The sequence below is a fragment of the Polyangium fumosum genome (assembly GCF_005144585.1).
GTDB classification, from domain to species: Bacteria; Myxococcota_A; Polyangia; order Polyangiales; family Polyangiaceae; genus Polyangium; species Polyangium fumosum.
In genome coordinates this window covers 94,820-115,388 of the sequence record NZ_SSMQ01000038.1, presented here as the reverse complement: position 1 = coordinate 115,388, position 20,569 = coordinate 94,820, and the positions used below count along the sequence as shown (strand labels likewise).

Below are 20,569 nucleotides of genomic sequence, written 5' to 3'. Positions count from 1 at the left end.
AAAACCTCGGGCTGCGCGCCCTGGAGCGTGGCTACTCGGTCCTCTTCCGCACGCTCCCCGCAGCGCTGGCCGACCTCATGCGCCAGGAATCGATACCCGCGACGGAGCGAAGGCTGCGCCGGTACACATCACCTGATATCTTAATCTTGGACGAACTCGGCTACGTACCCTGCGACAGCCGTGCAGCCGACTTGCTTTTCCACATCGTCAGCCGTCGCCACGAGCAGAAGTCGATCATCCTGACGACCAACCTCGCCTACAAGCAATGGGGCACGGTCTTCAAGGACGCCTCCTGCCTTGGCGCCCTCGTCGACCGCTTCGCCCAGCACTGCCACACCATCGACATCGACGCCGACTCCTGGCGCCAGAAGTCCTCGCTGCGACGCTCCCTCGCCTCACGCGAGAAACGTCGCTGCGACGAGTAAACGCGCCCCCGCGTCCGCACGGCCAGACCATCGATCACGCCACCCACACGACAAGCGCCCAGCGCGGCGGCGAACTCATGACCTCGCAGGCCAGCGCGAACTCGTGATCGCTTTCGAGATCGAGGATTCCCGCGGATCGGGATGGTTGTCTACACAACGCAAGCTCGTCGAGTCGTTTTTCTTGCGCCGCGAGCGCAGCGCCAAGAAGGGCGCCGGCGAGAGCGGGGGCGCGGGGAACGAGGGCTAAACGCCGAAACCTCGCTTTTGTCGCTGGCAAATTCTGCCCCGAGAACCGGATCCCGTCTTCGCGCATGCACGAACGATGCACAGGAGCGTCCAAACCGCATCTCTCGCCCCTCCGGACTCCGTACAGGATGAGCGCGACGCCATTCGGAATCGGAAAATCGTCGCGCCCGACGCGACCGGCGCCCCTCGCGCACGTCCGAACGACGCGCCGGGGCTCCTGTGCATCGTTCGGACATTTCCAAACGTGACGCACACCACTCCTGTGCATCGTTCGAGCATGTCCGAAGGACGCACCGGGAGACCGTCGCGGAATTTGCGCGCGTCCGAAGGCGGAAACCTGCTTTCATGCCGTGATTTGCCGGCCTCCGAGGGCGAAATCCGGCGCGAGCGGGTGCAGGCGGCGGAAGGGTTGTGTTCCTTCCGGGGCCCATGGCAAAAGGCTCGACGGGAAGAACGCAGGCCCGCTCACCGCCGCGGGAGTCACTGGGAGGGCGCGTGCTTCCCGAGGGGTCCGCCGATGCTTCGTCGTGTCTTCGCCTGGTGTTTGCCGCTGCTCCTCTTCATCTTGTGCGCGCCGAGCGTCGTGCATGCGCTCACGTTCCGCGTCTGCGTCATCCCGCCGGACGTGCCGCCCGGCGTGAACCAGTGGAGTTATGAGCTGGGCTCGGCGAGCGTGTGGACCACCCGCGATCGGGCGCAGTTCACGCAGAGGGCCCAGGGGCACGCCATTTACATCTATGACCCTTACGCGGCGCCCAAGAGCGTCCGGCTCTTGCCGATCCCGTACAACAAGCTGAAGTGCCCCCCGCCGCCGCCGCGTCCGGAACCAGCGAAGGTGCCGGCCGAAGAGAAAAAGGAGGCGGCGCCGGCCAAGGAATCCGAGGGCCCGAAGCCTCCGCCAATTCAAAAAGACGAGCAAGCCAACGTCCTCCCACCCGGCGTGAAGAAGATGCCGGAGCGTCCGCCGGAAAAACCGAAGTCCTCGCCGCCTCCACCCGAGGGCGTGCTTTCGAACGAGCCGCTCTTGCCATCGCAGGGCGTCTTGCCAAAGCGGGACGAGGTGCACCCGCCGAAATGCGTCGACGCGCATTGCACGCTGGTGGATCGGGGCGGCGCATTGCCGGAGCTTCAGCATCGGCAGGGGCGACCACTCGTGAGCGTGGTCCCGTGCGAGCAGACGAAGGACGGGTGTACGGGCAAAGGGGATGGGGCCGGCAAAAACAAGGCCCTGACGCCGATCGAGCGGATGGTCCGCGAGTTGACGATCGCCTCGGCGATGCTGAACGGCGAATTCAATCACGACCTCTCGCGGAAGGACGGCAAGCGGTTCGGCATCATCGGCGGCGATAACGAGGACGGCGTCGACAACGCCATCGTGCAGGCCGCGGCGACGATCACGCAGGTCGCGTCCGCGGTGCTCGTCGGGCAGGCCGAGAAGTTCGCGAAGAAGCTGGAGGAGGCTTGCGCGAAGAAGGCGCCGCTCATCCTCCAGGGGGCCGAGGAGCTGTCCAAGGAGACGGCGGAGCTGTTGGCGAAGCAGTACGGGGCGGACATCGCGGCCGCGCTGGAGCAGAACGGAGCTATCGGCGCGTACGAGGTGATGAAGAAGTTCACCGACGGGCTCGGTGGATCCTACCAGGCGCATCACATCCTGGAAAAGGCGATGGCACGCGATTGGCAACTCGGAAAGGATTTTGGCAAGTTACCAGCGGTGATCTTGACGGAAGCAGAGCACAAGAGAATCACGAACGAGCTGCGCGCGCTGACGCCGACAGCTCAGGATGTCAAAGCACTTTGGGGCTACTACAAACGCGTGTATAAGAAGTATCCCCACTGGCTGGACGCCATCGAGCCCTACTTCATCAAGAAGTGAAGACGTCGAACTTCCTGTGGAGCAACCTAGATCATGAGAACCGAGGTCCGTATTCGATTCGATGGCAGCGAACTCCCGGGTGGACCGCATACGATTCTTGAATCGACAGGCTGCGGTCCCGATACCGCGAGCATCGCCGAAGAGCCCGTGCTGCAACAGTTGCCCGTCTGGGTCACGCTCGATGCCACGGATGCACGATTGCACAAATTGATGGGTCTTTTGCAGACCCACGGGATCGAATGGCTCGAGTTCAGAAAGGACCGCTTCACCGGCGCCGAGCTGGAAACTGCTCCCCTGCTCCTCATCGATCCGATACCCCAACTACGGGTATTCGGCGGCCCCCGGATGGGTACGAAGTACGACGTCACGGGGGCCTGCAAGGTCTGCGGAGCCGGCGCGCGGCAGACCTCCGCGCTGCTCATCGATGGCGAGGAGCTGAGCGCGCTGGAGGGGCGCCGCGCCGCATCCACGCCCTACAGGGACCTGATCGTCGAGGAGCGGTTGGCAGGGCAGCTCGCGTCGAGCGGCATCACGGGGCTCTCGTTTCGGGGCGTCTTCGCCGCGTTCGAGAATCAGGTGCGCCTCCAGCTTCCCTGGAGGCAATTATGCGCAGCGAAGACCCTGCCTCCCATGTCGCCTCGCTCGACCGGCATCATCCGACACAAGCATTGCGTGTGCGGGCGAAGCGGCGTGACCGGCACGGCCGAGCAGCCCACCCGGCTCGTCTACCGCGCCGTGGACCTCGCCGACATGCAGGATGTCAACCTCACCTGGGAATGGTTCGGCGAGCCGAGGTTCAACGGCGACGTGAGCGACGCTCTCTTCCCGTACCCCTGGTTCCTCGTCACCCCCAAGGTCTGGCGCATCTTCCAGGGCGCCGGCGTCACCGAATTCGACTGGATCCCGATCCGCGTCGTCGACGAATAGGCCCACGCCGTAGCGACCACGTCGACGCTACGACACCGCCCGTTTGCGCCGCGTCACTTGCGCGACCGTCGCCACGAATCCGAGCGGATCGATCGGCTTCGTCACGTGCGCGTCGTAGCCGGCTTCGAGCGAGCGGGCCTTGTCCTCGGGGCGCGCGAAGGCCGTCACGGCGACGGCGGGCAGGTCGCCGAGCCCCGCGGCGCCACGCGCGCGCACCTCTCGAATGAGCGCGAATCCATCCATCCCGGGCATTCCGAGGTCGCTCACCATCACGTCCGGCTCGTTCTCCGGGTTGTTCAGCAGATCGAGGGCCTCGAAGGCCGAGGCCGCCGTGATGACCTTCGCCCGGCGATCCTCCAGCAATCGCTCGACGAGCTCCCGCGCGTCCGGCTCGTCGTCCACGACGAGGACACGAATGCCTTCGAGGCTCGTCGTATCGGCGACGGGCGCGCGGGAGAGGTTCGACCAGAGCAGCGGGAGCGTGTCGTGCTCGGGACCGGGGGCGACCGCGGGCATCGTCGGGAGGTCGACCACGAACGTCGCGCCTTTTCCGAGCCCCGCGCTCTCCGCGTGCACGCACCCGCCGTGAAGCTCGACCAGGTGCTTCACGATGGAAAGCCCGAGGCCGAGCCCGCCATGGCGGCGTGACGTGGATGAGTCGGCTTGCCGGAAACGATCAAAGAGGAGCGGCAGAAACTCCGGCGCGATTCCCTGTCCCGTATCCGTGACCGCGAGCCGGAAATAGGCGTTCGTCCGGGATAACCGGATGTCCACGCGGCCCTTCTTGGGCGTGAATTTGATCGCGTTCGCGACCAGGTTCCACACGACCTGCTGCAGGCGATCCGGGTCGCCCATCACGGTCGTGTCCGCCGGCTCGTACGCGGCTCGAATCGCGATGCCCTTCACCTCCGCGGCGTGACGGACGGACTCGATGGCCGCGTCGATCACCTTCGGCAGATCGACGCGCTGCACGTGGAGGCGCAGCTTGCCGGAGACGATCCGGCTCACGTCGAGCAGGTCCGAGATGAGCTGCAATTGCAGGCGCGCGTTGCGCTCGATGACCGACAAACCCTTTTCCAGGTTCTGCGGCGCCTGCTGCGAGGTGCGGAGCAGCTCGATCCAGCCGAGGATGGGGGTGAGCGGCGTGCGGAGCTCGTGCGACATCGTGGCCAGAAATTCGTCCTTCATGCGGTTGGCCCGCTCGGCCTCGCTCCGCGCGGCCCGCTCGCTCCCGAGCAGCGATTCGCGCTCCGCCTCCGCCGCCGCCCGCTCCGTGATGTCGCGGATGATCCCCGCGAAGAGCCTCCGCTCGCCCACGAAAAACTCGCTGACGGCGAGCTCCAGGGGGAACTCCGAGCCGTCCTTGCGTCGCCCGCGCACCTTGCGCCCAATGCCGATGATCTTTCGTACGCCCGTGCGCAGGTAATTCGCGAGGTACGTGTCGTGCCCGCTCCGGTAGGGCTCGGGCATGATCGTCTTGACGTTCCGGCCGACGAGCTCGTTCGTGCCGTAGCCGAGCATTCGTTCGGCCGCGGGATTCGTGGTCTCGATCGTGCCGTGGTCGTCGATGGTGATGAGCCCGTCGACGGCGGTGTCCACGATGGCCCGGAGGCGCGCCGCGGCGTTCCGCGCCGCCTCGATGGCCTGTTTTCGTTCGGTCACGTCGCGCGTCATGTTGGAGAATCCGCGGAGGGCGCCGGTCTCGTCCCAGAGGGCCGTCAGCACGACGTTCGCCCAGAAGCGCGAGCCGTCCTTGCGAACGTGAAACCCCTCCTCCTCGAAACGCCCGTGCCTCGCCGCCAGGATGAGCGAGCGCTCCGGTTTGCCCTGGGCGACGTCCTCGGCGGGGTAGAACTGGGAGAAATGCCGGCCGATGACCTCCGCGGCCGTGTATCCCTTGAGCCGCTCCGCGCCGGCATTCCAGCTCTGCACGTGGCCTTCGGGGTCGAGCATGTAAATCGCGTAATCACGCACGCCCTCGACGAGCAGGCGATACCGCTCCTCGCCCTCGCGCAGGGCCCGCTCGACCTGCCTTTGCCGCAGCGAGGCCGCCAGGAGGATCGCGATGGATTCGAGGAAGGTGATGTCGTCGCGGGTGAACAACCGCTTTCGCCGCGTGTGCGCGCCGAGCACGCCATAAGGTCGATCTTGCTCGCCGGCGATCGTCACGCTCATCCCGCTGACGACGCCGTGATCGTGCAAGAGCGGAGGACCGTGGAAGCGCGGCTCGGTCCTGAGGTCCTCCACGATCACGGGCACGTTCGATCGCAGCGTATATCCTGCCTGGGACTGATCGTCGGCCCCGACCGTGGCGTGCCCGACGAGGCCCGTCGCCCACCCCACGCCGGCGCGGAGCAGGAGCCGCTGCCCCCCGGGTATCAATTCCAGGACCTTGCACAGCTCGATTTCGAGCGTCTCGGCGACGAGCTCGACGGCACGATTCATGATGCGCTGGACGTCCTTCTCCACGAGCGCCATGTGCCCGAGCGCGGCCACGGCCGCCTGCTGGCGCGCCCGCGCCCGCGCCTGCTCGGTGGCCCGCTTCATTTCGGTGACCTCCAGGATGACGGCGCCGACCGAGGTGACCGTCCCCTCGGGCCCATGCACCGGGAAGATCGCGTCCATCCAATGCCTGGTTTCGCCAGGCCGGGCCGGGGTCTCGCCGCTGATCTCCAGGTGCGCGATCGGCTCGCCCGTCTGAAAGACATCGCGCAGCGCCGTGGTGACGGTGATGTGGGGCAGGACCTCGTGCGGGGGGCGGCCAAGGTGGGCCTCGACGGGCAGGCCATTGATCGCGGCGAGCCACTCGTTGACGCGGAGAAACCGACCCTCCCGATCAAAAAAGGCGAAGCCCACCGGCGCGTGCAAGAACAGGGATTCGAGCTCGGCCGTGCGTTCCTGGATCCGACGCTCGAGGACGGCGTTCCCGCGGCGGGTCGCCGCGAGGGAACGGTGGATGCATTCGCCGAGGGTGCTGAGCACGAGGCCGACCGCGACGAACAAAGCGACGGCGAGGCCTTCGAGCGGCCGGAGGAGGAGCATGCCGGCGAGGGCTGCCATTCCCGTCGCGGCGAGCCCGGGGCCAAAGCCGCCGTGCGCCGCGACGGCCACCGCGAGGACGAGCAGGAGCAGGAGCGCAGGCGTGTCGATGACGGCCTGCAAGCTCAGGCAGAGCGCCACGGTCCCCGCCGTCACGGCGACGGCGACACCGTAGCGGGACAGGACGTCCCAAAGGCACCTTTTCGATTTCGACGACGGCGGGTCGTTTTTCCGATCCGTCATGGCGGCGTGCCACCAGCAGCGCTGGCCCTCTCTCCCTGCAACCTGTCCTCGTGGAGGACGAGGTCAATGGAGCGGCGCAGGCAGCCCGCCGAGGGGCAATCGCGCGACGGCCTCGTAATGCGCGCCGGCCGCCGAAAGCACGCTCTCGTACAGCACGAGCTCCCGCACCTCCACCTCGCCGAACGACTCGGCCGCGAGCGAGCGCGCCGCCGCCCAGAGCCCCGCGTCCGTGCCGCCGAAGCCGGCGCGCGCCAGGGTGAGGTGCGGCGAAAAGAGGCGCTCCTCGGGGACGTACCCGACCTCCGTGAGCGCCTCCGAGAGCTCCTTTTGCACGAGCCCGAGCGCCGGCACGTCCCCCGCGACGGAGATCCACAAAACCCGCGGCTTTCGCCCGCCGAAACAGCCGGCGCCCTCGAATCGCAGCGTGAGCGGCGCGTGCCGGCCCGCGACGTCTTCCATCTTCGCCACGACCGCGGGGACGAGGGATGCGTCCACCGCGCCGAGGAAGACGAGCGTCACGTGGATGCCCTCCGGCCGCACCCAGCGCGCCCGCGGGGCGTGCGCGCGCGCCTGGCCGACGGCTCCGGTGATGCGCGCGTGGCAGGCCTCGCCAGGGTCGACGGCAATGAAGAGGCGCCTCGTCCCCTCGGTCACGTCATTCCCCCATGGCCTTGACCACCAGGCGCTTGCGACGCTGGCCGTCGAACTCGGCGTAAAAGATCTGCTGCCAGGGGCCGAGGTCGAGTTTTCCTTTCGTGATGGGGACGATCACCTGGTGGTGGACGAGGATCGACTTGAGGTGCGCGTCGCCGTTGTCCTCGCCGGTCCGGTGGTGCTTGTAATCGGGGCCGGCCGGGGCGAGCGTTTGCAGCCACGACCAGATGTCCTCCCAGAGCCCGGGCTCGTGATCGTTCACGAAGACGCCGGCCGTGATGTGCATCGCGCTGACGAGGACCATGCCCTCGGCGATGCGGCTGCCGGAGACGATCGTCTCGACGCGATCGGTGATGTTGATGAGCTCGCGCCTTTGCTTGGTCTCGTACCAGAGGTATTCGGTGACGGATCGCATGTGCGGCGATCGTCGTCGCGCGGGGGGCGGGAGACGTCAAGAGGCGAGGATCACTTCACGAACTTGGACAGCAGCCGGATGTACGCCACCTGGTAGCCGTTCGAGTTCTCGGTGACGGACCACGAGTTCAGCGGCCAGCTCGTGTTGAAGTCCTTGTACGACTTCTGCGCCGGTTGCCCCTTCGGCGGCGTGACCGACTCCGACGAGCAGACGGCGTTGTTCTGGGCGCTGCCGCAGTTGTTCGGGCAGCATCCATCCCAGTCGTAGCTCGGGTTCGGGCCGCCCACCACGAAGCCCGGCGCCGGCCCGTACGTCGACACGCCCACGCGATCCCATTGCGCGTTTCCGTGCGTGAACCACGAATGGTAGAACTCGTTCGCGCTATGTTCTGCGCCGACGGCGCCCATGTTCGAGAGGTACACGAGCCCGAGCGGGTTCGTGCCGTGGATGTAATGGATGTAGCGCGCCGCCGCCCGCTCCGCGGCCGTGTTCTTCGCGGGGTCGAGCCCGTAGACGAGGATGTCCTGGTACATGTTGCCCTGGTGCGACTTCGTCCCGTTGCTGCCCCACACGTAGTCCTTCAGGTACGCGCGGTACGGGTCGGCCTCGCCGTTGATCGCCGCGAAGTTTTCGGCTCCGTTCATCGCGCCGTTGTAGGCGTTCCGGATGGCGGTCACGACGGCCTGCGTGGCGCCCTGCACCTTCGTGTAATAAAGCAGCGCGTCCTGCTGCTCGGCCTCGAACGGGTAGGCGAAGTTCCACTGGAGCAGGTGGATCTGCGCGTAATTCGAATCGAAGAACTGGCGGTAGGTCGCCTTGCCGGTCGCGTGGAAGAGGTACGCGGCGGCCTCGATCTTCTTGCTCAGCCGTCCGTAATCGTCCGTCTCCTGTTGCCCCGCGCCGAGGCCCTGCGAGCCGTTCGAGCCGTCGTTGTTGGAGAACGTCACGCTCGGGTTCGCGTTCGCCCAGGTCCAGGCATTCTCGGCCCGCGCGACGAGGTCGTCGGCGTAGGCCGTGAACGCGCCGCCGAGCGAGCGGAAGACGATCGAGCCATACGCGAAGGCCGCGGCCGCGCTCAGCGTGGCCGAGGTGCTCGCGAGGCCGTACCGGCTCGGCTCCGTCGCCGCGGAGGGCGGGCTCGCGTGCGCGAGGCCCACGATGCTCAGCACGGAGCCGTTCGCGTTTTGCATCTTGATGAGCCAGTCCATGCCGAACTTCGCCTCGTCCACCACGTCGGGGACGCCGTTGCCCGACTCGGGGATGCCGTAATCGTCGGCGAACGCGGCCTTCGACTCGTCGTAGGCCATGAGCAGGCTCGTCACGTACCGCGCGTGCCAGTTCGTGTACTTGTTGTAATCACCCGCGTCGTACCAGCCGCCGGAGAGATCCCGCTCCGTCGACGCGTCGTTCGGCGCATTGTAACGCCGGGCGTTCTTGTCCTGCCCCGGGCCCACGTGGCTCGCGCCGTCGGCCCAGCCCGCGCCCGCGTGCGCTGCCGACTTCGCGACCCCGGCGCGCTGGTAGAAGAACGTGCGCACCGCGGCCTTCAGCACGTCCCGGTAGACGTTCGTCGCGATCCGGAACTCGTGGGAGCGCCGGTCGTTGCCCGTGTCGTGCACGTAATAGGTGCCCGTGGCCTGCACGGACGAGAAATCGAAATGCCAGGCCCGATCCCCCGAGGAGGCGTCGACCATTCCATTCTTCCACGCCGCCGGGGCGCCCGTGAGGACCTGCGCGCCCGTCTGCGCGTTCACGAGCGCGTACGTGCCCCCGGGCGAGAACGACTCCGCGGCGTCGAATCCATTTTGAGGATCCCGGACGACCGCAACTTTCTGCCCAGCCGGCAAGTAGCCGAATTGATCGACGACGATGTAGGGGCTCACGGGCGGCTTCACCGGGGGCATTCCACCGCCGCTGCCGCCGTCGCCGCCGGAGCCACCGGAGCCGCCCATCCCGCCGGAGCCGCCGATTCCCCCCGCGCCGCCGGAGCCGCCCATTCCACCGTTGCCGCCCGCGCCACCGATGCCGCCGGACCCACCGGAACCACCGATGCCGCCGGAACCGCCGATCCCACCGTCGCCACCGGACCCACCGATGCCGCCGCTGCCGCCGGGCCCGCCGGTGCTGCCCATGCCGCCGCTGCCGCCGGTGCTGCCCATGCCGCCGGTGGCGCCCGCGCCTCCGCCGCCGGTGTTTGCCGACGTATTCGAGGTCTCGCCGCTGTCGCAGGCGGCGAGCACGGTGAGGGAAAGCGCGGGAATCGAAGCCAAGAGCAAACGTCTCATGAAGACCTCCGCGCGCGATGCTACCTCAGAAGGGCGGCTCGGGAAGCTCGAACTCGGCGAGCGCGCTGCGGTCCTCGACCTCGCGTTTCTTGTTGCGCAGATACACCGCCTCGCGCCAGCCGTGATCGAGCACGGTCCAGGCCGCGAGGCTCGCTTTCGTGACGACGTCGATCCGCTTGCCGAAGCGCGCGATCACCTCCCAGTCGATCTCGACGCCGAGCCCCGGCTCGTCCGGGATCCGGATGCGGCCCTCGGCGTCCCGCGCGAAGCCATTACGAAGGAACCGCGCCCATTGCGGCATCTGCCAGTGGAGGTCGTGCGGCAACTCGAGGAGGCCTCGCTCCGCCTGCGGGAGCAGGCCAAAGAGGTGGAGGTTCACCGCGAAGCCGAGGCCGTTCGTCCACGTATGCGGGGAATATCGGAGCGGCCGCGTCTCCGGCCCACGCGCGGCGTTGCGCCGGCGGATCTCGCGCACGAGCCAGCGGACGACGCTCACGCCGCCCGCATACGTGCCGCCCGCGAGCACCGCGTCGGGCTGGTAGATGTCGAGGCTCCCGGCGTCGAGCATCGACCGGAATTCACGCCACGAGGGCGTGACCTCGCCGCCCGCGATCGGGATCTTCGAGCGCGCGCGGAGCCGCGCGAGCCCCTCGTGATCGGCCCGGTGGAGCGGCTCTTCGAGCCACGACGGCCGATACGGCGTGATCGCCTCGGCGAAGCGCGCGGCGAAATCCTCGTCCCAGCGCGGGCTCTTTTCGACGAGCTCCGTAGGCCAGCCGAGATTGGCGTCGACCATGAGCTCCATCGAATCCCCCGCCGCCTCGCGCGCGGCCGCGACGACGTCGACCATCCGCGCGAGCTCGTCGCTCTTCACGCGGATCTTGACGCCGGCAAACCCCTCGTTGCGGCGCTCCGTGACGAGCTCGGCCACGAGGCGCGGGTCGTGGTCGTGGTTCGAGCCGAGCGAGGCGTACGGGACGGCGAAGCCGCCCTCGCCGCCGAGGACCTTCCACAAGGGCTCACGACGAATCTTGCCGACGAGATCCCAGAACGCCGCGTCGATCCATCCATTGCGCATGCCGAGGATCGAGAACTCCTCGATGCGCTGGTTCACGAGCCGCATATCGAGCGGGTTCAATCCGAGCAGGTAGGCGCCGAGCAAGGCGCCGAGCGACTCGCGCTCGCGGCCCATCGCGGGGATCGCCGCGACGCCGTCGATCCCCGCGTCGGTCACGAGGCGCAGGAGGTACAAGCGCAGGTCGATCTGGTGGTAGCCGGGGATCCAGTTCGGTTCGAAGACGACCCGATCGTCGAAGAACCCCGGCCGGTCGCCGGAGAGCGGGATCTTGACGTAATAGAGCTCGATCCGCTCGATCTTCATGGTGGGCTCCTGCCTTTCCGGACAACGGCGGCTGCCCCTGGTTTCTGACACTTCTTCTTGGCGAACGAGGCGCGCTTGGGCAAGATCCGGACGCTCGATCTCGTGGCTCGGAGGGCTCTTTTGCGCGCGTCCCAGGCTGCTCGCCTCATGCTCCCTTGGGTGCTCCTCGCCTGTGGCAACGTCCCGCCGCCGGAGCCCATGCCAGCCCCGCTGCCTTTCTCCCCGGTCGCTCTGCCCAGGGCGGCGCCGCGGGTCGATCCTTCCCGCCCGCTCGCGGGTCGCGCGCTCGAGAACGTCGTCGCATTCACGCAGCTCTACATGGCCGTGCGTTTTTTCCACCCGAGCGACGAGGCCGCGCGGGCCGATTGGAACGTGATCGCCGTGGACGGCGCAAAACGCGTCGAAGGGGCGACGTCCGCCGAGGAGCTCGCGCAGACCCTCGGGGACATCTTCGCCCCCGTGGCGCCGACGCTCCGCGTGTTCCCGTCGGGCCTGCGGCAAGACCTGCCCGAGGCGATCCTGCCCCCGAAGGACGGCGCGAAGCTGAAGATCGTCGCGTGGCGGCACGACGGGGTCGATCTGCGGATGGGAGTGCCGGTCTACAAAAGCGTTCGCATGAGCGACGCGGATTCGCCTTTCCCGAGGCTCGCGCTCCCGCGTGAGGTCGACGAGGTCGAGCTTGGCGGGGGGGTCTCGTGCAAATTGCCGCGCACGCTTTATGCCGACGAGCGCGGGACGTTGCCGCATGGAAGCGCCGCGCCGGCCGAGCCGCCGCCGGGCGGCATTCCCCCGACGCTCGTGTATTCGCTGATGGACCGGGAGACTCGCCTCGCCGACGTCGTCATGGCGTGGGGCGTCCTTTCCCATTTTTATCCCTACTTCGACGTCGTGGAGACGGACTGGCCCGCCGTGCTGCGGAAGAGCTTGTCCGATGCGGCCACGGCCCTCGACGAGCAGGGCATGGTGGCGGCGATGGAGCGTATGATCACGCAGCTCCACGACGGGCAGGGACGTGTGGTGCGGATGCTGAAGCAGCCCGCGGGGCCGCCGCTTCCCGAAGCGTCGACGCGCGGGTTTTTGCCGCTGAATTTTACCTGGGTCGAAGGCCAGCTCGTCGTGACGAACGTGCACCCGAGCGCGGGCGCCGAGGTTCGTCCGGGGGATGTCGTGCTCGCGATCGACAACAAGCCGGTCGACGCGTGGATGGCGGTGTTCGAGCCGCGGACGTCGGGCGCGACGCCGGCGTGGAGGAGGCGCGTCGCGACGGCGTCGCTACGCGTAGGGAAAAAGGACGAGGTCGCGACGGTGCGCCTGAAGCACGAGACGGGCGAGCCCGTGACCGCGCGCCTCGCGCGCTCGCTCGGCGCGGAGGATCGATTGCTGCAGGAGAAGAGGCCGGAGCCTGTCGCCGAGGTCGCGCCGGGGGTCTCGTACGTGGATCTCGAACGGGTGACGCCGACGCAATTCGACGCGGCCCTGCCCACGCTGGCGAAGGCGCGGGGCGTGATCTTCGATCTGCGCGGGGAGCCCAAGCTCGATTTCGAGGCGCTCGGTCACCTCGCGTCGAAGCCGATCGCGAGCCCGCTATGGAAGATCCCGCGGGTCGTCCGGCCAAACAGCCAAGGGTTCACGTTCGACGAGACGCGGTGGTACGTCGAGCCAAAGGCGCCGCGGTTCGGCGGCCGGATCGTCTTCCTGACGGACGAGCGCGCCGTGGGCCAGGCCGAGACGTGGCTCAGCATGGTCGAGCATGACAAACTCGGCAAGATCGTCGGTTCATCGACGGCGGGCACGAATGGCGTTGTCAACACGCTCGCCGTGCCCGGCGGGCTCGTGATCACCTGGACCGGAATGCGGGTCGAGCGTTATGACGGCACACGTTTCCACGGCGTGGGCGTGCAGCCGGCGATCCCCGCGGCGAGGACGGTGAAGGGCGTGCGCGAGGGGCGCGACGAGGTGCTGGAGGTGGGGATCGGCGTCGCGACCGGGAAGGTGAAATGAGGCCTCAGGGCTGGAGCCGCTCGCAGCGCCACCCCTCGCCTTCGCGGACGTAGGCGAAGCGGTCGTGCAGGCGGCTGTCCTTGCCAAACCAGAATTCGATCCGGTCGGGGACCACGCGATACCCGCTCCAGTGCGGCGGCCGCGGGACGGGGCCACCCTCGAAGCGCGTGGTCAGCTCGGCGACGCGCGCTTCGAGCTCCTCGCGCGATTCGAGCGGACGGCTCTGCTCGGAGGCCCAGGCTCCGATCTGGCTGCCGCGCACGCGCGAGGCGAAGTAGGCGTCCGCTTCCTCGGTCGAGACGAGCTCGACGCGGCCCTCGACCCGGATCTGCTCGGCGGCCTTCGGCCAGTGCATGCAGAGCGCGGCGTAGGGGTTTTTCGCGAGCGCTCGGCCTTTGCGGCTCTCCAGGTTCGTATAAAAAGAAAAGCCGCGCTCGTCCACGCCCTTGAGGAGCACCATGCGCGCCGAGGGACGGCCGTTCTCGTCGATGGTGGCGAGGGTCATGGCCGTGGGGTCGTGATCCTCGCGTTCCTCCGCGCGGGCGAACGCCTCGCGGAACGCAGCAATGGGGTCCGATGCGGGGTGGCTCATCGCGGCGCAGCATAGGGGCCAGGTGACGGTTGGAAAAGGGCGAAACGTATCGGGGGCTTGGGGGCGCAGCTCGCTTGGCGAGCGAAGCCCCCAAACGTCAACCAAGGCTTGGGGGCGCAGCTCGCTTGGCGAGCGAAGCCCCCAAACGTCAACCAAGGCTTGGGGGCGCAGCTCGCTTGGCGAGCGAAGCCCCCAAACGTTGACCGCCCACTGACAGGGGGGGCCTCCGAGGACGATGTGTTCGAGGGCGGGGAGGGGCGTCATGATGTGGAAGGACCGGGAAGAGGCGGGCGAGCTGCTCGGGCAGCACATGCGGGGCATCGGTGGGCTCGACGGCGCGGTGGTGCTCGGCATTCCGCGCGGCGGCGTGGTCGTCGCGGCGCCCGTGGCCGAGGCGCTCGGGGGCGAGCTCGGCGTGATCGTGGCGCGCAAGCTCCGCGCGCCGCGCCAGCCCGAGCTCGCGATTGGCGCGGTCGCCTCCGACGGCTCGGTCTGGGTCGAGCCGCGCGCGCTCCGGGTGCTCGGCGTGGACGCGGAGTACCTCGAAGCCGAGCGAATGTTTCAATCGGAAGAGGCGCGGCGGCGGGAGGCGCTCTTCGGCGGACACGGGCCCTCGCTCGCCGGGCGTCCGGTCATCGTGGTGGACGACGGCATCGCGACGGGCGCGACGGCGATGGCGGCGCTCCGGGCGGCGCGGGCCGCGGGCGCGACGACGGTCGTGCTGGCGGCGCCGGTGGCCTCGCCGGAGCGGGCCGACATGTTGCGCGGCGAGGCGGATCTCGTGGTTTGCCTGATCGAGGATCCGAACCTTTATGCGGTGGGCCAGTATTACGAGGATTTCCGCGCCATCGAGGACGACGAGGTCATGAGCCTGCTCGAGAGCCACGGCAAGAAGCCCTCGACGGAGAGGCGGACGTCGACGCGCGGCATGGCGCGTCGGCCGAGCGGCGCGTGAGGGCCCACCTCGCCGCCCTGGTGGGGGTGCGGAAAGGAGATGTTCACGAAGAGAACGATTCGAAAGGTTGGGACCGACATGGCCTCTACTGTCGTACCATTGCCGCTTCCGTTTTCCTTGTCGGGATGGTCCGCAATCCGAGTGCTCCGCCCCACCCGATCCCTGTCCGGCCGTCCTGCACCCGTGACGCACGCAACACCTTATTACGCAGCGCTTCCCTGAGCGGAGGGGCTCGGGTAGGGTGCGGGCCGTCCGTGGAGGTCCGCCGATGAGGTTCCTTGCGCTCGCCGTGGTCACGCTCGCCGTGGCGTGGCCCGTCGTGAGCTACGCCGAAGCCTGAGGCGCCTGAAGCAACCCGAACCTGCCGGTCGGCGGGTCCGAAGTGCGCGCGTTCGAGCCCGGGCGGCTCGAAGTGCGCCTGGGTGCGTCCGGGCTCGCCGGTTCGGCGGGGCATCTCGCGGAGTGTCCCGATCTCGGGCCCGCGTGCGCCGAGACGCCGCCGCCCGTGCCGTACCACCACCACGTGGCGTTGTGGATGACGGACGTGACGGCGGACGTGTCGTACCAGATCACGCCGTGGCTCGCGGCCGAGGCGCGTTTGCTGCTGCGCGTCGTGAATACGACGCCCACGTATTCGGAGATCGACGGCACGCCGAAGCTCGTCCCCGACGACATTCACCACCACGATCGGACGATCGTGGGGCCCGGAGATCCGTGGCTCCTTGCGCGTTTTTCAGGCAGCGTCGGCAAGCTCTCGTCGGCGGCGCGGCTCGGCCTGTCGTTTCCTTTGGGGCGAACGGAGCCGGATCCGTATCGGCTCGGCGCGGCGGGGAAATGGCACGAGCATACCCAGCTCGGGACGGGGACGTTCGTCCCGATCGTGGGCGTGGGGCTCACGTATGCGCTGGATTCGGTGGAGATCTCGGCGTCGGCGTTGGGGCTCTTCAGCGTGTACGAGAATGACCAGGGGTTCCGGGCGCCGACGCGCATCTTTGGCGGCGCGCGCGTCGGCGTGCCGCTGCTCGGAGGGAAGGTCACGCCGTATGCGACGGTGGATCTCGCCCATGAGAGCGCGGAGATCTGGAATGGCGCGTATGCGCTCGAAGGGTTCAATGCGCGCACGGATCTGCTCGTGGGCCTGGGGGCCACGTGGGCGATCACGCCTGCGTGGAGGTTCGAGGGCAGCGTGCGAGCGCGGGTTCTGCGGCTGACGGACGCGGCTGCGTTCCAGTATCCGGGAATGGCGCAGATTTCGATCACACGCGCCTGGGATCTCGGCGTCGAGGATGACGAGGACGAGCACGGTCACGGGCACGGTCCCTGACGATTGGCAGCGGCCGGGCTCGACGGGGAGCCTCGCCCCGCCCGGCGTTTTCGCCCTTCGCGCCGCGCGCTCGCCGTGCTTCGCTCCGGTCCGAGGAGGCCGGAAGACCATGAAAGCCATGTCGCTCGTGCTCGTCGCCTTTGCTGCGCTCGCCCTCGCCGGTTGCGAGGAAAGCGCCAAACCCTCGGCGGACCCGTCCGCGAAGTCCGCGGCGAGCGCCGCGCCCGCCGCGAGCGCGGCGCCTGCGGCGAAGCCGGCCTCCACGGGAGAGAGCGGCGGCTGGTGATCGAAGCGCGGCGATGAATCGCGAGGAAGGCGGATCTCGCCGCGTCGCGTTTCTCGGGCTCTTGCTCCTCGGCCTCGCGCTCGGCGCGGGGTGCAAGCGGGAGGAGCCGCCCGCGGAGGCCACGAGCGCCGCCGAGCCCGACCCGCTGCCCGAGCTGCGTGCGTTCGAGGCGGAGCGCAGGGCCGCGACCGATTTCGCGGCCCTGCCGCCGAGCGACGCCGCGTTCGGCGCCGATCCGTACGCGATTGCCGCGCTGCCGGGGGGGGAACGGTTCGTCGCGCTGCTCCGCGGGCGGGACGTGATCGTGGTGCTCGACGCGTCGATGCGCGAGCTCGCGCGTCTGCCCGCGCCCGCATCGCCGAGCGGGCTCGTGGTGACGCCCGAGGGCCACAGCGTGCTCGTCGTGGGCGAGCGTGGTGACGGCATCACGCGGTTTCGGATCCAGGACGCCGCGCCGTACCTCACGCCGAGCGGCCGTTTCGGGCTCGATGGGATGCGAGCGCTGCGTGACGTCGCCGCCGGGCCCGAGGGGGTGGTGTACGCGGTCGAGGAGCACGAGGGGCGCCTCGTGACGCTTTGGCCCGAAGGCGAAGAAGGGCCGGACGGGGCGATCGCTGCGCGCCGGGAAGACGCGAGCATCGGAGGCGGGCCGATCCACGTGGAGCGCGTGGGTTCGTTCGTCGTGGTCGATGCGCTGCACGCGCATGCGCTCGTGGTGAGGCCGGTGGACGAGGCGGGGCGCGCGCTGTCCGCAGGCGAAGCTCGGATCGTGCACGACGGGCCGATCTGGAGTTTTTCCGCGGTGCCCGACGGCGAGGGGCTCTTCGTGCTCGCGGGCGGCGTCGAGGATCGGCCGCTCGATCGGCGCGGCGGGTTCTTCGGCTACGTCGACTCGTTCGTCTTTCTGTACCGCGTGGAGCGTGGCGCGGCGCGGCTGCTCTCCGCGGTGAACGTGGGCGAGCTCGGCGTGGTGACGCCGAAGGCGCTGCACCTCGCGAAGGAGAAGGACGGCACGCTCGCGGCGCTCGTCACGGGGTACGGCGGCGAGGTGTCGGCGCGGCTCGTGTTCGAGGCGAGCGGAGCATCGCTTGCGATGCCGGCAAAAACGAGCCCCCTGGTGCCGGGCACGCGCGACCTCGTGAGGCTGCCCGGCGGCGGGTTCGTCGGGGCGAACCCCCTGCTCGATGCGTTCGTGATCGTGCGTTCGGACGAACCCCACGAGCGGATCGTGCCCGTCGTGGATCGGGACGGGCCTGCGCCGCCGAGCGTGGAGGCGCGCCTTGGCGAGGCGCTTTTCTTCACGAACCTGATGGCCCCGGAGAACGGCACGGAGGGCGCGCACAGCCGCTTCACCTGCGAGACGTGCCACTTCGAGGGGTACGTCGACGGGCGCATCCACCACACGGGCCGCGGCGAGGTGCGTGTCGTGACGAAGCCGCTCCTCGGCCTGTTCAACAACCGCCCGCATTTTTCACGCGCGCTCGATCCGGACCTGTCCTCGGTCGCGCATGCCGAGTTCCGCGTAGCCGGCGCGGAGAGCGGGCATTCGCCCTGGTTTTCGCTCGACGCCCGGACCCACCCGGTGCTCGCCGCGCTCGGCCGATCGGAGGCGGAGCCTACCCACCCGCTCGCGCTCCGCCGCGCGCTCATGACCTTCCTCATGGGCTTCTCGCACCGGCAGAACCCGAGCACCGTGGGGCGAAGCGCGTTTTCAGCGCTGGAACGCGAGGGCGCGAAGCTCTTCGAGGCGCGCTGCGAGGGGTGCCACGAGGCGCGGCTCTCGGCCGACGAGAAGGGCAGCCGGCTGCCCTTCGAGCGCTGGGAGAGCCTGGTTTTCTCGCCCGCGGGGCCGATCGTTTGGGCCTCGAACGAATACCAGAAGACGGGCGTCGTGCCGTACGTGCACGAGCGCGGCGCGCGCGTGCCGTCGCTGCGCAGGCTCGCCAAGAAGCGCCCGTACCTGACGAGCGGCGCGGCGAAGGACCTCGCGGATCTGCTGACGCGGGCGCATTGGTCCGCGGAAGGTGTGTTCTTCCACGATGGCGCGCCCGAGGGCGCGGCGGGGCTCGAAGCACGCGAGCGTGAGGCGCTGCGGGCGTTCTTGGATCTGCTCTAAGCCGCGTCTCCGAGCGGCAACGTGAACCAGAAGCGCGCGCCCACGCCGGGCTCGCTCTCGACGCGGATCGTGCCGCCGTGCGCGCGGACGAGGCCGTCGGCGATGAAGAGGCCGAGCCCGGTGCCAGAGGTCTTGCTCGTCGCGGCGTGGAAGTACCGATCGAAGACGTGGGGCAGGTGCTCGCTCCGGATCCCGGGCCCGCTGTCGGCGACGTCGATGCGCGCGCACGGGCCCTCCCGCGCGAGACGCAGGGTCACGAGGCCTCCCTCGGGCGTGAACTTGATGGCGTTCCCCACGAGGTTCCAGAGCACCTGGAGCACACGCTCGCGATCGATCCGCGCGAAGAGCGCCTCGTCGGGCAGCGCCTCGTCGATCTGGATCCCCTTCGGCGCCGCGAGCGGCTTGAAGTGATCGATCGCCTCGCGCACGACCGCGCGCACGTCCTCGCGTCCGACCGAGAGCGCGAGCCCGCCCGTCTCGATCCGCGAAGCGTCGAGCAGGTCGCGGATCATGCGATCCATGCGGTCCGCCGAGCGCAGGATGAGCGCGGTCTTGTTCTTGATCCGCGCGTCCTCGCCCGCCTCCCGCCCGATCTGCGTGGCGGCCAGTTTGATGGCGACGAGCGGATTTCGGAGATCGTGCGACACGATCGCGAGGAGGTCCTCGCGCGCCCGGACGGCCGCCTGCGAGGCCCGGTAGAGCCTGTCGTTTTCTTCCCGCGCGCGGCGCTCGAGGTCGTAGAGGCGCGCGCGTTCGAGGGCCTGCGCGCAGTGCTCGGCGGCCGACTCCAGGAAGCGCTGCTCCGCCTCGTCGAGCCGCCGCGTCCCCACGAGCGAGAGGCCCATGACCCCGAGCACCCGATCCTGCACGATGAGCGGGAGCGCCGCGAACGCGAGGCTCTTCTGGTCACGCTGGACGCGGTCGAGGTGCGGGTAACGCGTGAGGTACTCCTCGACCGTCGCGAGGAAGATCGGCTGGCGAGAGCGCACCGCATCCGTGAGCGGCAGGCGGGTCTCGAGCGGGATCACCTTGAACGGCTCGACGATGCTGCTCGCGTAGCCCGAGGCCCGCTCGATCACGAGCGCCCCGCGCTCTTCGTCGAGCAGGCACATCGAGCCGGCATGCGCGCCCATCTCGCTCCGCGCATGCTCCACGACCACCTCGGCCACCTGCGCGGCGGTGAGCGCGAACGAGAGCCGCCGCGTGATCGAATGCAGCCGCTTCGTACGGTCCATGGCCGCGCGCGCGACGCGGGCCGCTTCATGCTCGTCCCGCGTCGCGCGATCCTCCACGACCGCGAGCGCGATCCTCCGCGCGAGCTCCTCGGCCACCTTCAGGTCCGTGCCTACGATCCGCCGCTCCTTGCAGCTCACCGCCAGCGTGAGCGCCCCGAGCGCGCGTCCCTGCCAGACGATCGGCACGAGCATCCCCGCGGTGATCTCGACCGCGCGCAGGACCGCGAGCGCCTCGTCGTCGCTCATCGTCGCGGCGAGCATCGCGTCCGAGGTCTCGGGCAGGACCTGCGCCACGCCGCTGCGCATCACGTGCGCGAGCGGGCTCTTCGTCGAGTCGAGCGCCGGGCTCCTTTGCATGCACGGCTGCCGGAGGAGCTCGGCCTTCAACGGGTCCTCGTGATCCACCGCGGCGAGCCGCGCGCCGCCCCCTTCGAGCAAGTGAACGAGGCAAAACCCTCGGATCCACTGGGCCGCGCGCGAGGCCACGGCGGCGAGCCGCGTCCCGAGATCCGTCACGTTCCCGAGCGCTTGCCCCGCGTCGAGCAAGAGACCTAGCGACTCGTCCATGCGCC

At 69.0% G+C, this 20,569-nt stretch carries 15 protein-coding genes; 8 read left to right on the top strand and 7 right to left on the bottom strand.

Going from position 1 to position 20,569, the window contains the following annotated elements:
* The 3 genes from E8A74_RS30775 to E8A74_RS30765 form a co-directional block, all read left to right on the top strand.
* The coding region (locus tag E8A74_RS30775; protein ID WP_170229494.1) for an ATP-binding protein at positions 1–425 on the top strand (425 nt) is incomplete at its 5' end.
* A gap of 763 nt (positions 426–1,188) precedes the next feature.
* The gene (locus E8A74_RS30770) at positions 1,189–2,544 is read left to right on the top strand and encodes a hypothetical protein (protein WP_136932669.1); all 1,356 of its coding nucleotides are present in this window, start codon (positions 1,189–1,191) and stop codon (positions 2,542–2,544) included.
* A 33-nt stretch (positions 2,545–2,577) separates the two neighbouring features.
* Positions 2,578–3,471, top strand: coding sequence for a hypothetical protein (locus E8A74_RS30765; protein ID WP_136932668.1), 894 nt, complete (start codon positions 2,578–2,580; stop codon positions 3,469–3,471).
* Positions 3,472–3,498: 27 nt separating this feature from the next.
* Here E8A74_RS30765 and E8A74_RS30760 read toward each other — a convergent pair whose 3' ends face one another.
* The 5 genes from E8A74_RS30760 to E8A74_RS52890 all read right to left on the bottom strand — a co-directional run bounded on the left by E8A74_RS30760 (position 3,499) and on the right by E8A74_RS52890 (position 11,488).
* A complete protein-coding gene (locus tag E8A74_RS30760) occupies positions 3,499–6,753 on the bottom strand; it encodes a PAS domain S-box protein (RefSeq protein ID WP_136932667.1) in 3,255 nt (1,084 codons plus the stop codon).
* Between the two features lie 63 nt (positions 6,754–6,816).
* Positions 6,817–7,407, bottom strand: coding sequence for an RNA 2',3'-cyclic phosphodiesterase (gene thpR / locus E8A74_RS30755; RefSeq protein ID WP_136932666.1), 591 nt, complete (start codon positions 7,405–7,407; stop codon positions 6,817–6,819).
* Between the two features lies 1 nt (position 7,408).
* Positions 7,409–7,822, bottom strand: a complete 414-nt coding sequence (locus E8A74_RS30750; RefSeq protein WP_136932665.1) for a secondary thiamine-phosphate synthase enzyme YjbQ — start codon at positions 7,820–7,822, stop codon at positions 7,409–7,411.
* A gap of 50 nt (positions 7,823–7,872) precedes the next feature.
* Positions 7,873–10,107 carry a glycoside hydrolase family 9 protein gene (locus E8A74_RS30745; protein WP_170229493.1) on the bottom strand — a complete coding sequence of 745 codons (2,235 nt, stop codon included), beginning with the start codon at positions 10,105–10,107 and terminating at the stop codon, positions 7,873–7,875.
* 25 nt (positions 10,108–10,132) lie between these two features.
* Positions 10,133–11,488 (bottom strand): mandelate racemase/muconate lactonizing enzyme family protein, encoded by a 1,356-nt coding sequence (locus E8A74_RS52890; RefSeq protein WP_170229492.1) that lies wholly within the window; start codon positions 11,486–11,488, stop codon positions 10,133–10,135.
* 147 nt (positions 11,489–11,635) lie between these two features.
* Between E8A74_RS52890 and E8A74_RS30735 the strand changes: the two genes are divergently transcribed.
* A complete protein-coding gene (locus E8A74_RS30735; RefSeq protein WP_136932664.1) occupies positions 11,636–13,489 on the top strand; it encodes a S41 family peptidase in 1,854 nt (617 codons plus the stop codon).
* Positions 13,490–13,493: 4 nt separating this feature from the next.
* Here the strand turns inward: E8A74_RS30735 and pdxH are convergent, their stop codons facing one another.
* Entirely contained in the window at positions 13,494–14,081 is a 588-nt protein-coding gene (gene pdxH, locus E8A74_RS30730) for a pyridoxamine 5'-phosphate oxidase (protein WP_136932663.1), read from the bottom strand.
* A gap of 262 nt (positions 14,082–14,343) precedes the next feature.
* Between pdxH and E8A74_RS30725 the strand changes: the two genes are divergently transcribed.
* The 4 genes from E8A74_RS30725 (at position 14,344) to E8A74_RS30715 (ending at position 18,762) form a co-directional block, all read left to right on the top strand.
* On the top strand, positions 14,344–15,036 hold the full coding sequence (locus E8A74_RS30725) for a phosphoribosyltransferase (RefSeq protein WP_211365479.1): 693 nt from the start codon (positions 14,344–14,346) through the stop codon (positions 15,034–15,036).
* A 382-nt stretch (positions 15,037–15,418) separates the two neighbouring features.
* Positions 15,419–16,360: a hypothetical protein gene (locus E8A74_RS30720; RefSeq protein ID WP_136932662.1), complete on the top strand. Its 942-nt coding sequence runs from the start codon at positions 15,419–15,421 to the stop codon at positions 16,358–16,360.
* A gap of 109 nt (positions 16,361–16,469) precedes the next feature.
* Positions 16,470–16,646: a hypothetical protein gene (locus tag E8A74_RS52885; RefSeq protein ID WP_170229491.1), complete on the top strand. Its 177-nt coding sequence runs from the start codon at positions 16,470–16,472 to the stop codon at positions 16,644–16,646.
* A gap of 13 nt (positions 16,647–16,659) precedes the next feature.
* On the top strand, positions 16,660–18,762 hold the full coding sequence (locus E8A74_RS30715; protein ID WP_136932661.1) for an NHL repeat-containing protein: 2,103 nt from the start codon (positions 16,660–16,662) through the stop codon (positions 18,760–18,762).
* On the opposite strand, the gene E8A74_RS30710 is transcribed toward E8A74_RS30715, so the two are convergent.
* A complete protein-coding gene (locus E8A74_RS30710; protein ID WP_136932660.1) occupies positions 18,759–20,564 on the bottom strand; it encodes a sensor histidine kinase in 1,806 nt (601 codons plus the stop codon). The two genes, E8A74_RS30715 and E8A74_RS30710, sit on opposite strands and share 4 nt — an antisense overlap.
* Positions 20,565–20,569 lie beyond the last annotated feature (5 nt).